Annotated in this window: 10 protein-coding genes; 3 read left to right on the top strand and 7 right to left on the bottom strand. The window is 68.5% G+C overall.

Going from position 1 to position 12581, the window contains the following annotated elements; all coding sequences use genetic code 11:
• Positions 1-85 precede the first annotated feature (85 nt).
• Together AB0L97_RS31400 and AB0L97_RS31395 are read left to right on the top strand one after the other, a co-directional pair.
• Positions 86-2266 carry a malate synthase G gene (locus AB0L97_RS31400; RefSeq protein ID WP_364436634.1) on the top strand — a complete coding sequence of 727 codons (2181 nt, stop codon included), beginning with the start codon at positions 86-88 and terminating at the stop codon, positions 2264-2266.
• A gap of 620 nt (positions 2267-2886) precedes the next feature.
• Positions 2887-3402 carry a hypothetical protein gene (locus tag AB0L97_RS31395; RefSeq protein ID WP_355078484.1) on the top strand — a complete coding sequence of 172 codons (516 nt, stop codon included), beginning with the start codon at positions 2887-2889 and terminating at the stop codon, positions 3400-3402.
• Between the two features lie 28 nt (positions 3403-3430).
• Here AB0L97_RS31395 and AB0L97_RS31390 read toward each other — a convergent pair whose 3' ends face one another.
• On the bottom strand, positions 3431-4165 hold the full coding sequence (locus AB0L97_RS31390) for a hypothetical protein (protein WP_364436631.1): 735 nt from the start codon (positions 4163-4165) through the stop codon (positions 3431-3433).
• 165 nt (positions 4166-4330) lie between these two features.
• Between AB0L97_RS31390 and AB0L97_RS31385 the strand changes: the two genes are divergently transcribed.
• A complete protein-coding gene (locus AB0L97_RS31385) occupies positions 4331-5089 on the top strand; it encodes an NAD(P)H-dependent oxidoreductase (RefSeq protein WP_364436628.1) in 759 nt (252 codons plus the stop codon).
• A gap of 12 nt (positions 5090-5101) precedes the next feature.
• On the opposite strand, the gene AB0L97_RS31380 is transcribed toward AB0L97_RS31385, so the two are convergent.
• The 6 genes from AB0L97_RS31380 to AB0L97_RS31355 all read right to left on the bottom strand — a co-directional run bounded on the left by AB0L97_RS31380 (position 5102) and on the right by AB0L97_RS31355 (position 12546).
• Positions 5102-5731, bottom strand: coding sequence for a DUF305 domain-containing protein (locus AB0L97_RS31380; protein ID WP_364436625.1), 630 nt, complete (start codon positions 5729-5731; stop codon positions 5102-5104).
• 14 nt (positions 5732-5745) lie between these two features.
• Positions 5746-7320 carry a hypothetical protein gene (locus AB0L97_RS31375; protein ID WP_364436622.1) on the bottom strand — a complete coding sequence of 525 codons (1575 nt, stop codon included), beginning with the start codon at positions 7318-7320 and terminating at the stop codon, positions 5746-5748.
• A 153-nt stretch (positions 7321-7473) separates the two neighbouring features.
• Positions 7474-8388: a 3-methyladenine DNA glycosylase gene (locus tag AB0L97_RS31370; protein ID WP_364436706.1), complete on the bottom strand. Its 915-nt coding sequence runs from the start codon at positions 8386-8388 to the stop codon at positions 7474-7476.
• Positions 8389-8425: 37 nt separating this feature from the next.
• Complete coding sequence (locus AB0L97_RS31365) at positions 8426-9490, bottom strand: hemolysin family protein (RefSeq protein WP_355078479.1); 1065 nt, start codon at positions 9488-9490, stop codon at positions 8426-8428.
• A complete protein-coding gene (locus tag AB0L97_RS31360; protein ID WP_355078547.1) occupies positions 9483-10865 on the bottom strand; it encodes a hemolysin family protein in 1383 nt (460 codons plus the stop codon). The genes AB0L97_RS31365 and AB0L97_RS31360 overlap by 8 nt, the downstream gene beginning before the upstream one ends.
• A gap of 244 nt (positions 10866-11109) precedes the next feature.
• Positions 11110-12546, bottom strand: a complete 1437-nt coding sequence (locus AB0L97_RS31355; protein ID WP_355078478.1) for a GuaB1 family IMP dehydrogenase-related protein — start codon at positions 12544-12546, stop codon at positions 11110-11112.
• Between the last annotated feature and the right edge of the window lie 35 nt (positions 12547-12581).

Here is a 12581-nt window from a genome sequence, read left to right as displayed (position 1 = left end):
GGCGACCCGGCGCGCGGTTACACCGCTACCCACGGGTAACATGACACTGTTTTCCCACTCGGTTTTCTCGGAAGTGAGGCAGTAGATGACAGAGCGGATTCAGGTCGGCGGGCTCCAGGTGGCACGCGTTCTCCACGAGTTCGTCGAGAACGAGGCGCTCCCCGGTTCCGGCGTGGATTCCGCCGCGTTCTGGGCCGGCGCCGAGCAGGTCATCAATGATCTCGCTCCGCGCAACCGCGCTCTGCTGGCCGAACGCGACGAGATCCAGGGCAAGGTCGACGCCTGGCACGCGGAGCACCCCGGCGCGAACTACGACAAGGCCGCCTACAAGAACTTCCTGACCGACATCGGCTACCTGCGGCCCGCGCCCGCCGATTTCCAGATCACCACCCAGAACGTCGACGAGGAGATCGCCGCGACCGCGGGCCCGCAACTCGTGGTGCCGGTGATGAACGCCCGTTTCGCGATCAACGCCGCCAACGCGCGTTGGGGCTCGCTCTACGACGCGCTCTACGGCACCGACGCCATCTCCGAGGCGGGCGGCGCGGAGAAGGGCACCGGCTACAACAAGGTGCGCGGCGACAAGGTCATCGAGTGGGCGCGCAACTTCCTCGACGACTCGGTCACCCTGATCACCGGTTCGCACATCGGCTCGACGTCCTACAAGATCGTCGACGGCGAGCTCGAGGTCGGCCTCGAGGACGGCACCAGCATCGGTCTGGCCGACGCCTCCCAGCTGGTCGGCTACCTCGGTGATCCGGAGGCGCCGAGTTCGGTGCTGCTGAAGCACAACGGTCTGCACATCGAGATCCAGATCGACCCGCAGTCCCCGATCGGCAGCACCGACACCGCGGGCGTCAAGGACGTCGTGCTGGAGTCCGCGGTCACCACGATCATGGACTTCGAGGACTCGGTCGCCGCCGTGGACGCCGAGGACAAGGTGCTCTGCTACCACAACTGGCTCGGCCTGATGAAGGGCGACCTCGCGGAGAAGGTCACCAAGGGCGAGAAGACCTTCACCCGCACCATGAACCCCGACCGCGTGTACACGGCGCTGGACGGCGGCGAACTCACCCTGCACGGCCGTTCGCTGCTGTTCGTGCGCAACGTCGGTCACCTGATGACCTCCGACGCCATCCTGGACGCCGAGGGCAACGAGGTGCCCGAGGGCATCATGGACGGGCTGATCACCTCGCTGATCGCCAAGCACAGCCTGGCCGACGACGTGCAGCTGAAGAACAGCCGCACCGGCTCGGTCTACATCGTGAAGCCGAAGATGCACGGCCCGGACGAGGTCGCGTTCACCGACGAGCTGTTCGGCCGGATCGAGGACGTGCTCGGGCTGAGCCGCAACACGCTCAAGGTCGGCATCATGGACGAGGAGCGCCGCACCACGGTGAACCTCGCGGCCTGCATCCAGGCCGCCGCCGAACGTGTGGTGTTCATCAACACCGGCTTCCTGGACCGCACCGGCGACGAGATCCACACCTCCATGGAGGCCGGGCCGATGGTCCGCAAGGCGGACATGAAGTCCCAGCAGTGGATCCTGTCCTACGAGGACTGGAACGTCGACACCGGTCTCGCCGCCGGCCTGCCCGGCAAGGCGCAGATCGGCAAGGGCATGTGGGCCATGCCGGATCTGATGGCCGACATGCTCACCCAGAAGATCGGTCACCCGCGCGCGGGCGCGAACACCGCGTGGGTGCCATCGCCCACCGCCGCGACCTTGCACGCGACGCACTACCACCTGGTCGACGTGTTCAAGCGGCAGCAGGAGATCGCCAAGGGCGGTCGCCGCGCCACCGTCGACGAGATCCTGGAGATCCCGCTGGCCGCCGCGCCGAATTGGACCGACGAGGAGAAGCGCCAGGAGCTGGACAACAACTCGCAGTCCATCCTCGGCTACGTGGTGCGTTGGATCGACCAGGGCGTCGGCTGCTCCAAGGTGCCCGACATCAAGGACGTCGCGCTCATGGAAGACCGTGCGACGCTGCGCATCTCCAGCCAGCTGATGGCCAACTGGCTGCGTCACGGCATCGTCAGCGCCGATGAGGTGGTGGCCAGCCTGGAGCGGATGGCCCCGGTCGTCGACCGGCAGAACGCGGGCGACCGGAACTACCGGCCGATGGCGCCGGACTTCGCGGGCAGCATCGCGTTCCAGGCGGCCAAGGAACTGATCCTGGAGGGCACCAAGCAGCCCAACGGGTACACCGAGCCGATCCTGCACCGCCGTCGCCGTGAGGCGAAGGCGCTGGCCTGCGTCTAGTCTCCGCGCGCCGCGAATCCCCCGGTCCCGTCGGCCGGGGGATTCGCGCTTTCTCGGGCGACCAGGAGTTTCGACTCTTGTATATCGGTCCGTTACTCTGGGGGCCGCACGAGATCGTCGATTTGTGAGGAAGATTCATGGGAAGCGTTGTGCTCGACATCGTGGCATTGGTCGTTAATCGCGCGGCGATGTTCTGGAATTGGATGGCCACCGGATCGGCGGGCTTCCCTCCGCTGTGAACGTGCGGTCCACGATCTGCTGCGAGTAGTGAAATCCCCTGGTCAGGTGTGCTGGCCGGGGGATTTTCTATTCCGGCCGGAATCGGGAAACGTTCCGAATTGTTTGTTTTCACACTGATGGATCTCGCCGCCTGGTGAAGTGCGTAGTCATCGGTGCCGGAATTCGCCGGACATCTGGACCATGCGAACTCGGGCGCGGTCTCCGGAATTGGACCGCGCGGGCTTTCCGCCCGCTTCCCGCGTCGCCGTGATCGCCAGTGCCCCGGGGGATTTCGCCGCCGATCCCGCGCGCGAAGCTCCTGCCCCTCGTATCTTGAACACGTGAACTCCGCAGGGTCCGTGCGCACACGGTCGCGTATTCCTCGTTGGTTCGTTCTGTGGATGGGGCTCCTGACCGCCCTGGTCGCGCTCTGCTGCGCGGCGCTGTTCTGGCAACTCGCCGCGGAGGGCACGTTCCCGACCCTCGTCGTGCTCTGGGCGGTGCTCGGTGTGCTCGGTGGGATCGCCGTCCTGTTCGGACTGCTCGGGCTGCTGCGCTACCGTGCCGTGTTCCACAGTCTCGCCTCGCCCGTGCTCATCGCGGCCCTCGTGGCGTCGGCCCTCTACGACGTCCCTGAGGACACCGGCTGGCGCCTCTCCCGCGGGATCCTCGAAGATCAAGCCGTCGACTGCGCGCACTCCGGCCACCGCAGCCGCCTCGGCGTCTACACGATCACCTTCATCACGCCCCGCGACGGCGGCTGCCTGTTCTACACCCAAACGGGTGACTCGAATTCGGAGGGCTTCGCCTTCTTCCGCGACCCGGCCACCCCACCGCACCTCGGCCCACCCGCCACCAACGGCATCGAATACGCCGCTTTCGACGGCCAGTGGTACCGCTTCGTCGATACTCACTGAGCGCGGTCGGCAGATTCGGGGGGACCGATCACCATTCGAACGGGAGCGGTCGGCGGGGCTCGATCCAGAGCGCTTCGGCGAGGGCGCACAGCGTTCCGTCGCTTCGTGACAAGGCCACGCCGACCGTGTGCTTGCGGCCGTCCGATGAGATCGGCCACCCGTAGGACAGGTAGGGGTCGCCGGCGCGGACCGATTCGAGCTGCGTGGCGGTGAGAGCGGCGGTGACCGCTCCGGGGCGCAGGTCGCGCAGCGCCATCGCGGCCCAGCCGCCGGGGCAATCCAGAGCGGACCAGACGTTCTCGGTGGAGAGGAACCCATCGGGTCCGGCGAGCGCGAGATCCGGTGTCCAGGCGGCGATGACCATGTCGTGCGTGGACATGGCCCAAGGCGACAAGCGCAATCCACGTCCGGGCGCGCAGGCCGCACCGCAGCCGTAGCAGTGGCTCATCTTGCGCAGCGCGCCTGCGGTCGCGCTCGCCGCTCGAGCCTGTTCCCAGCTGGGCGCGGGCCGCGGCGTGACCGTGACCGTCGATGGGGACGCTTCGGCGAGTACCGCATCGTCGAGGTCGGTGAGTGACGCGCCGCCGGAGCCGTCGGCCGCCAGTACCAGCGGAGTGTCCACGGACACGCCGCGGCGGAAGTCGACGCGCACCTGCGTGGCGCCGCTCGCGGCGGCGAGTAGTCCCGCTACATACCCGCCGAACGCCACACCCGGGTATCCGCGCACGTGCGCGGGCACCTTGATCGCATCGGTCCGAATCATCTGTTGCCCAACCTCTCCCGGCCGACGATCATGACCCGGTTCAGCCGACCATACCGTCGCGGTGTCGCCGGGCCGTCGCCGGGCCACCTGTCGACGCAGGTCGAGGGGACGACGGAATATCCGACGCTCCGCACGCTGTTGCGCCGACATGTGACGAACGCTGGAATGAACGTACTGATCGTGTACGCCCACCCGAAGCCGGACTCACTCACCGGCGCTCTGAAAGACGTTGCGGTGCGCCAGTTGCGGGCGGACAGGCACGAGGTGCGGATCACCGACCTCTACGCGATGGGGTGGAAGGCCGCCGCCGACACCGACGATTTCGGCGCGGTCGAGGAGCCCAACTTCATGCTGGCCTCGGGTGTGGCCTACCGCGACGGGACGCTGAGTCCCGACATACGCGCCGAGCAGGAGAAACTGCTGTGGGCCGACGCCGTCGTCCTGCATTTCCCACTCTGGTGGTTCGGCATGCCCGCGATCATGAAGGGCTGGGTGGACCGGGTTCTCACCTGCGATTTCGCCTATGGAGCCGGGGGTAAGGCGTTGCCCAGATATGGGGCGGGCGTCCTGGCCGGGCGGCGCGCGATGCTGGTGGTCTCGGTCGGGGGCAGGCAGCCGTCCTACTCCGATCGCGGGATCAACGGCCCCGTCGAAGATCTGCTGTTCCCGATCCACCACGGCATCCTCTACTACACCGGCATGGACGTGCTGCCGCCGTTCGTGGTGCACGACACGATCCGCCTCGACGCCGCGCGCTTCGACGACGTCGCGTACGACCTGCGGCGGCGGATGTCGGAGCTGGCCGAACTGGAGCCGATCCGGTACCGCCCGCAGGGCGGCGGCGACTACGACCGGACTCTGCGTCTCGTGGCTGGTCGCGAAGCGCGGGGAGCGACCGGCTTCGGGTTGCACGTGGCGTCGTAGCCGCCCGGGTGATCAGGGCAGTGGGGTCGCTCCGCGCTGGGTGAGCAGCATGCCCATCACCCCCGCCTCCTGGCCTTGCCCATGGATCATGGAACGTGCGATCTCTTTGACCGGCCCGGAGCCCAGGAGACCGTCGGCGGCCTCGGCCATCGCGACACCGCCCTGGTGATGGCGAAACATCAGTTGAAGGAACAGTATCTCCGCGTTCCGGCCATGTGCCGCTGCCAGATTGTCCAGTTCCGCCGTGCTCGCCATCCCGGGCATCAGCGGTGCCGTCTGCGCGGCCATCGCCTGATGGCCATGCGCCGACGCGTCCGCGCCGTGCATCCACGCCATCGGGTGTACGGAGCTGGGCGGCGCGTCCGCCAGGCGCAGCCAGCCGAGCATGGTGCCGATCTCCAGGCGCTGTGTGCGGTCGAGTTGTTCGGCCAGCCGGGCGACCGCCGGATCGACCGAGCGATCCAGCCGCTGCACCATCAGCAGCGCTTGCTGGTGATGGGTGGTCATGTCCTGTACGAAGCCGATCTCGACATCGGTGAGCACCGGTGCGGCGGAACGACTTTCCGGAAACACCAGCGGCCGCAGAGCGGCGCCGAGCACGAGCAGCGCGAAGACCGCCGAGACCAGGGCGGCGGTCGACATCCAGCGCCGCATCGCTACGACCCGACGATCGACCGCTGGTCCGCCGGTGGCGAGTACACGTCGTCGTCCAGTCGCAGCACCATGAACCCGTTGTCCGAGCACGCGACGTACAGCTGTGATCCGCGCCATTCCGGTGGTGAGAAGCACCAGTCGGTGGACACATCGCCGAAGGCGAGGCGGCCGGTGCGCGGGGTGGTGGCATCCAAGGGGTTGAACTGTCCCTCCAGTACGGCGCGTACCGCCGGAGGGGTGCTCATAAGCGGAACGCCGATGAGCGAGGCGAGCGCGTGCGGCGAGTTCCACAGGCTCATGTTCTGCCCGGTGCGGGCGGGCGGGTTGTAGTAGGCGATCTCGCGGATGGCGTAGGGGTCGCGGATGTCGAACACCCGGATGCCGGAGGAGATCCATCCGCAGGCCAAGGCGGTCGGGTTGTCCTGCCGGTCGGCGGCGCAGTAGTGCGATTCGTAGGCGAAGGCGGAACCGCCCATCGACGAACCGATATTGCTGTCGATGTGCTGCGGCAGGTTGATCTCGAGCTTGATCTTGTTGGCCACCCTGGGCGCCGTCTCGTCGGAGATATCGATGAGTTTGACGCCGCCGGAACCGCCTTCGTCGACGGTGTAGAGGTAGGGCTTGCTGTCGTAGAAGACCGGGATGCTGTGCTGGGTCGCCCAGCCGTCCGTCCAGAACACCCGGCCCAGATGATGCACCTGCGGGTTGGGGTCGCGGCGCTGCACCGCGCTGATGTCGAGGACGGTGAATCCGCCGAGCGCGGAGATGTACATCCGATCGCCGTCCGGGCTGATGCCGAATCCGTGCGCTTCGATGCCCGTCAAGCCCTGCCACACCACATGCGGGTCGGCGGGGTCGCTCAGGTCCACCGCGCTGACGAAGCCGGGCGCGACTCCCGAGGCCCAATAGGTGTTGCCGTCGGGGGAGAAGCCGCCCTCGTGCGTGGTGATCGGCAGCGGCGTCGCCAGATTCGTCCCCGGACCGGGATTGAGCAGCCGCGGATGCGCGCAATCGGAGATGTCGTAGACCGACAGGTAGCCCACACCCTCGCCGACCGGCACGCCGGTGCCGACCAGCAACTTGCGCTCGGTGTTGACCTTGAGGCTCTCCCAGGTGCCCGCGAGCATCGCGGGCTCGGTCAAAGTCGCCGTCGGACGCGGATTCGCCGGATCGGACACGTCGAGCACCTGGACGCCACGGCCCTCGCTGATCAGGTCGCCGGGAAAGAACGAGCCCAGATAGGCGCAATGCTCGAAGCTGGTGGAGGTGATGCCCGCGCCGCGTCCCGCGTAGCCGCCGACGTAGGAGATGTTGCACCGGTAGCCCTGCGTGCTGCGCCCGCTGTCGCGGTCGGCGGCGGTGACATCGCCTTGCAGTCCGCTCTCGGGGGCGGCGCCGGGGCCGCAGTCGGCGCGGGGAACCGAAGTGCGCCCGACGTCGAGGAACTCCTCGACCGCGTTACGAACGTCCGATGGCGGATCGGCCGAAGCGCTCATGGGCAGCAGCACGGCCGTAACCATGCCGATGGTGAGCAGAGCCAGCGGTTTGGCACGGCACAGTCTGGCCAACGGGCGCATCGTCGCGACCCCCCAACTTCGTCGTCGAGATTGGCTACCCAGGGTGACTGGGACAGTCACCGCTGAACTGACTGAATGGTAATGATTTCCGTCGGCCCGAGGGTGAGTTTCGTCGAATCGCAGACGATTCGCGAAGTTTTCCGGTCCGCGTGGTCAGCGCGACTGGGTCGGTCCGGTGCCGAGCGTGGCCGAATTCGGGTGCTCCGACAGGAGTTCGTCGCAGGCACCCAGGAAGACGCGTCGTAGTCCGGCTGCGCGTTCCGCCAACTCGGCCTGGGCGCGGACGTACTCCGCCCGCCCCGAGGGTGTCTCGATGCGAACCGGCTGGTAGCCGAGGCCGGACAGGTCGTACGGGCTGGCGCGCATGTCCAGTTCCCTTGCGGCGCAAGCCAACTCGAAACAATCCAGGAGCAGCTCCGACGAGATCAGCGGGACCAGCTTGAAGCCCCACTTGTACAGATCCATATTCGCGTGCAGACAGCCCGGCTGTTCGCGACGCAGCTGGTCGGCTCGGGTGAGCGGCTCGGAATTGCGGCCGACGGCGTCCGGGGTGAAGAAGCGGTAGGCGTCGAAATGCGTACAGCGCAGCGACATCGAGTCGAGCACGCTGTCGGTGCCCGCGCGTCCCAGCCGCAGCGGCACCCTCTGGTGGCGGATGTCGTCGGTGCGATACACCATCGCCCATTCGTGCAGCCCGAAGCAGGACAGATGAGCGGGCCGGGACGCGGTGGCACGCAGCAACTCCGCGACGAACGCGACGGTATCGCGGCGTTTGTCCAGGTATGCGGGATCGGCGGTGCAGAAGCCCGCAGCGCCGGAATCGGTGACTACGTGGTGATACCCGCGCGCATCGCGGTATTCGGCGGCATCGGCCATCCCGATGCCGTATCCCGGATGCCAGCGCCGCAACTGGGCGGGTTTGTGCCCGTAGTAGGTGAACAAGAAGTCGATCACCGGGTGCGACGAACCTTGCGCCCGCCGCTCGAGATAGGGCCCGACCAGATCGTCCAGCCGGGCCCGGTGCGCGGCGGCGGACTCCCGCCACCGCGCACCGGACAACACCCGCATGGTCATCGCACCCCGCGCGGGCACGCTGCCCGAATCGTCATTCGCCCACCCGATGCGTTCCGTCTCGGACGGTGCCGACGAATTCCTCCACCAAGTCCTCCAAGGCGACGATGCCGGTGGTGTTGCCCCGGTCGTCGACCACGCGGCCGAGATGGCTGTTGGTGCGCCGCAGCCGCGCCAGCGCCTCGTAGAGCGTGGCGCCCATGCCCACCGTCGGCAGCGGGCGGATATCGGTGCGCGGGATCGGCGTCCCCGGACCGGCGCTCTCGTCGGCGACCTTGTCGAGCACGTCCTTGACGTGCAGGTAGCCGACCAGCGAGCCGTCGTTCGCCCGCACCGGGAAGCGGGAGAAACCCGTCTCGGCGACCGCGGATTCGATGTCGCCGAGTGTGGTCCCGTTGCCGCGCAGCGGAATCGATCGGGTCGCGTCCAGCGGCACCATCACGTCGGCGACCACCCGGTCGCTGGTGCCGAGCGCCTGCGTGAGGCGGCGATGCTCCTCCTCGTCGAGCAGTCCCTCCGAGCGGGACTCGCCGATCATCTCGGCCAGTTCCACCGTCGACACGGTGGCCTCCAGCTCGTCCTTCGGCTCGACCCGCAGCAGGCGCAGCGACAGGTTGGCGGCCAGGTTGTACAGCGCGATGAGCGGGCGGGCCAGCCGCAGCCACATCAGGTGCACCGGCACCAGCAGCAGCGCGCTGCGCTCCGGTCCGGCCAGCGCGATGTTCTTCGGGATCATCTCGCCGAACAGGATGTGCAGGATCACCACGATGGTCAGCGCCAGCGCGAACGCCACCGGGTGCAGCAGTTGCTGCGGCAGGCCGAGTAGGTCGAACGGGCCTTCCAGCAGGTGCGCGACGGCGGGCTCGCCGACGCGGCCGAGCAGGATCGAGCAGATGGTGATGCCCAGCTGCGCGGCGGCGAGCATCATCGAAAGGTTCTCGCCCGCTCGGATGACGGTGTTCGCGTTGCGCTTGCCCTGCGCGGCCAGCGCTTCCAGCCGGTCGCGGCGGGCGGAGATGAGCGCGAACTCGGCGGCGACGAAGAAGGCGTTGCCTGCCAGCAGCACGACGGTGAGCAGGACGCCGAAGAGGTCACCCATGGCTGTGCTCCTTGGTCGCGAGGGCGTCGGCGTCCACCGGGATCAACCGGACCCGATCGATGCGCCGTCCGTCCATGCGCTCCACCCGGGCGATCCAGCCGCCGGAGCCGTGGTTCTCCGGCGCCGTCCACTGCTGCGAGCGAGGGTTGGGCAGCACGACTTCGTCGCCGGGCACCGGGATGCGGCCGAGCCGGGTCAGCACGAGGCCGCCCAGCGTCTCGTACTCGCCCTCCGGCGCGTCGTACCCGGTCGCCCGGGAGACCTCGTCGATACGCAGCAGGCCCGAGCAATCCCAGCCGTCGGAGACGCGCCGTACGTCGCGCTCCTCCTCGTCGTGCTCGTCGCGGACGTCGCCGAGGATCTCCTCGATGATGTCCTCCATGGTGACCAGGCCCGCGGTCCCACCGTACTCGTCCACGACGAGGGCGACCTGCATGCCGTCGGCGCGGACCCGTTCGAGCACCTCGTCGCCGTCCAAGCTGGCGGGCACGATCGGCACCGGCTGGGCGAGCCGGTAGAGGGGGGTCGTCCGGCGCGCGTGCACTGGGCGGGTGAAAGCCTGCTTGACGTGCACGAAGCCGAGGGTGTTGTCGAGATCGCCGTCGATCACCGGGAATCGGGAGTAACCGGTGCGGCCCGCCGCGTCGATCAGATCGGCGATGGTGTCGTCCTTGTCGAGTGACTCGATCTTCACCCGCGGAGTCATCAGCTCCTCGGCGCTGCGCTCGCCGAACTGCAGCGAGCGGTCCATCACCTGGGCGGTGGGCTGGTCGAGCGCGCCGCGCAGCGCGGACGTGCGCACCAGGGAGCCGAGTTCCTGCGGCGAACGGGCCGAGCGCAACTCCTCGGCGGGCTCGACGCCGAGCCTGCGAACCACCCAGTTGGCGGTGCTGTTGAGGAAATGGATCATCCACTTGAACACCACCGAGAAGCTGACCATCGGTCCGGCCGTGACGCGGGCGGTGGCGAGCGGCTTGGCGATGGCGATGTTCTTGGGCACCAGCTCGCCGTAGATCATCGACAGCGAGGTGGCCAGGATCAGCGCGAGCGTGAGCGCGACGCCGCCCGCGGCGGCTTCGCTCAGCCCGATGCCGGCGAACACCGGATGCAGCAGCCGGGCCAGTACCGGCTCGGCGATGTAACCGGTGATCAGCGTGGTGATGGTGATTCCGAGCTGGGCGCCGGACAGCTGGAACGACAGCGTGCGATGCGCCTTGCGGACCATGCGGGCGCGGACGTCACCGGTGCGGGCGTGCGCCTCGACGGTGCTGCGCTCCAGGGCGGTGAGGGAGAATTCCGCGGCGACGAACAGGGCCGTGCCGACGGTGAGTGCGATGAATCCGATCAGGCTGAGCGCGGTGAGCGCGACGGACATGGTCAGCACCACCCGAACGGTGCTGCGTGACGGCCTGTGCGGAATGGGACTACTGCGGGGAGGAGGACGCCGGGTTGGTCACCCGGCTCGGTAGAGGAGCCCTCCTGTGCGGCGCCCTCGGACGCGGGTGACAACTGGATCCTTTCGCAAACGAGTCGTGGTGCCGGTGTCCGGCAACCACCATGCTACCGGCCCACGTGCCGAGTGGCGTGGGCCGGTGCCGGTGCGATTCGTGTGTCGGCGCTCACCAACCGCTGGGCAGCGGGCGGCCTTCGGCGAATCCGGCCGCGGATTGCACGCCGAGCACTGCCTTGTCGTGGAACTCGGCGAGCGTCCGTGCTCCCGCGTAGGTGCACGCGCTGCGCACACCGGAGCAGATGTGGTCGATGAGGTCCTCGACGCCGGGACGCTCGGGGTCCAGCCGCATCCGCGAGCTGGAGATGCCCTCTTCGAACAGTCCCTTGCGCGCTCGGTCGAATTCGCTGTCGGAGGCGGTGCGGGCGGCGACGGCCCGCTTGGAGGCCATGCCGAAGCTCTCCTTGTACGCGTTGCCGTCGCGATCGACCCGCAGGTCGCCGGGGGACTCGTAGGTACCGGCGAACCAGGAGCCGATCATCACGTTGGACGCGCCCGCGGCCAGCGCGAGCGCCACGTCGCGAGGATGGCGCACGCCGCCGTCGGCCCAGATGTGCACGCCGAGTTCCGCGGCGGCGGTGGCGCATTCGGCCACCGCGGAGAACTGCGGGCGGCCGACGCCGGTCATCATCCGGGTGGTGCACATGGCGCCGGGGCCGACACCGACCTTGACGATGTCGGCGCCCGCCGCCGCGAGATCCCTGGTGCCCTCGGCGGAGACGACGTTGCCCGCGACCAGCGGGACTCCGAGCCCGAGATCGCGCACGGCGGTGAGCGTTTCGAGCATCTTGGCCTGGTGTCCGTGCGCGGTGTCGATGACCAGCAGGTCGGCGCCCGAATCCACGAGGGACTTGGCCTTGGCGGCCACGTCGCCGTTGATGCCGACCGCGGCCGCGACGCGCAGCTTGCCCGCGGCGTCGACGGCGGGCTGGTAGATGCCCGCGCGCAGGGCGCCGGTGCGGGTGAGCACGCCGGCCAAGGTGCCGTCCTCGGCGGTGAGCACGGCGAAGTCGGCGTGCTCGGCGTGCAGCAGGTCGAACAGGTCACGCGGGGTGGTGGTCGCGGGGGCCCGCACGAAATCGGTGACCGCGACCTCGCGGAGCCGGGCGAAGCGGTCGACGTCGGCGCAGGCGGCCTCGGTCACCACGCCGACCGGGCGTCCTTCGTCCACCACCACGACCGCGCCGTGCGCGCGCTTGTGCATCAGGGCGACCGCCTCGGAGACCGAACGGTCGGGGGCGAGGGTGACCGGAGTGTCGGCGGTGAGCGAGCGGCTCTTGACGAAGGCGATGGTGTCGGCGGCCGCGGTGATCGGCAGGTCCTGGGGGAGGACGACGATGCCGCCGCGGCGGGCCACCGTCTCGGCCATTCTGCGCCCGGCCACGGCGGTCATGTTCGCCACGACGATGGGAATGGTGGTGCCCGACCCGTCGGTCGTCGACAGATCGACGTCGAAGCGCGACGCGACGTCCGTCCGATTCGGGACGAGGAAGATGTCGTCGTAGGTGAGGTCGTACGGCGGCTGATGACCGGGAAGAAAGCGCACTCGACCGATGATATCCGCGCGCCGACGGGTGTGCG

Source organism: Nocardia sp. NPDC051911, assembly GCF_040681035.1.
GTDB lineage: Bacteria > Actinomycetota > Actinomycetes > Mycobacteriales > Mycobacteriaceae > Nocardia > Nocardia sichangensis.
This window is presented reverse-complemented; position numbering and strand designations above follow the sequence as displayed.

Coding starts and splice junctions, on each gene's coding strand:
- AB0L97_RS31395 (WP_355078484.1), top strand. CDS start 2,887: ATGGGGCTCCTGACCGCCCTGGTCGCGCTCTGCTGCGCGGCGCTGTTC.
- AB0L97_RS31400 (WP_364436634.1), top strand. CDS start 86: ATGACAGAGCGGATTCAGGTCGGCGGGCTCCAGGTGGCACGCGTTCTC.
- AB0L97_RS31385 (WP_364436628.1), top strand. CDS start 4,331: ATGAACGTACTGATCGTGTACGCCCACCCGAAGCCGGACTCACTCACC.
- AB0L97_RS31390 (WP_364436631.1), bottom strand. CDS start 4,165: ATGATTCGGACCGATGCGATCAAGGTGCCCGCGCACGTGCGCGGATAC.
- AB0L97_RS31380 (WP_364436625.1), bottom strand. CDS start 5,731: ATGTCGACCGCCGCCCTGGTCTCGGCGGTCTTCGCGCTGCTCGTGCTC.
- AB0L97_RS31365 (WP_355078479.1), bottom strand. CDS start 9,490: ATGGGTGACCTCTTCGGCGTCCTGCTCACCGTCGTGCTGCTGGCAGGC.
- AB0L97_RS31375 (WP_364436622.1), bottom strand. CDS start 7,320: ATGCGCCCGTTGGCCAGACTGTGCCGTGCCAAACCGCTGGCTCTGCTC.
- AB0L97_RS31360 (WP_355078547.1), bottom strand. CDS start 10,865: ATGTCCGTCGCGCTCACCGCGCTCAGCCTGATCGGATTCATCGCACTC.
- AB0L97_RS31370 (WP_364436706.1), bottom strand. CDS start 8,388: ATGCGGGTGTTGTCCGGTGCGCGGTGGCGGGAGTCCGCCGCCGCGCAC.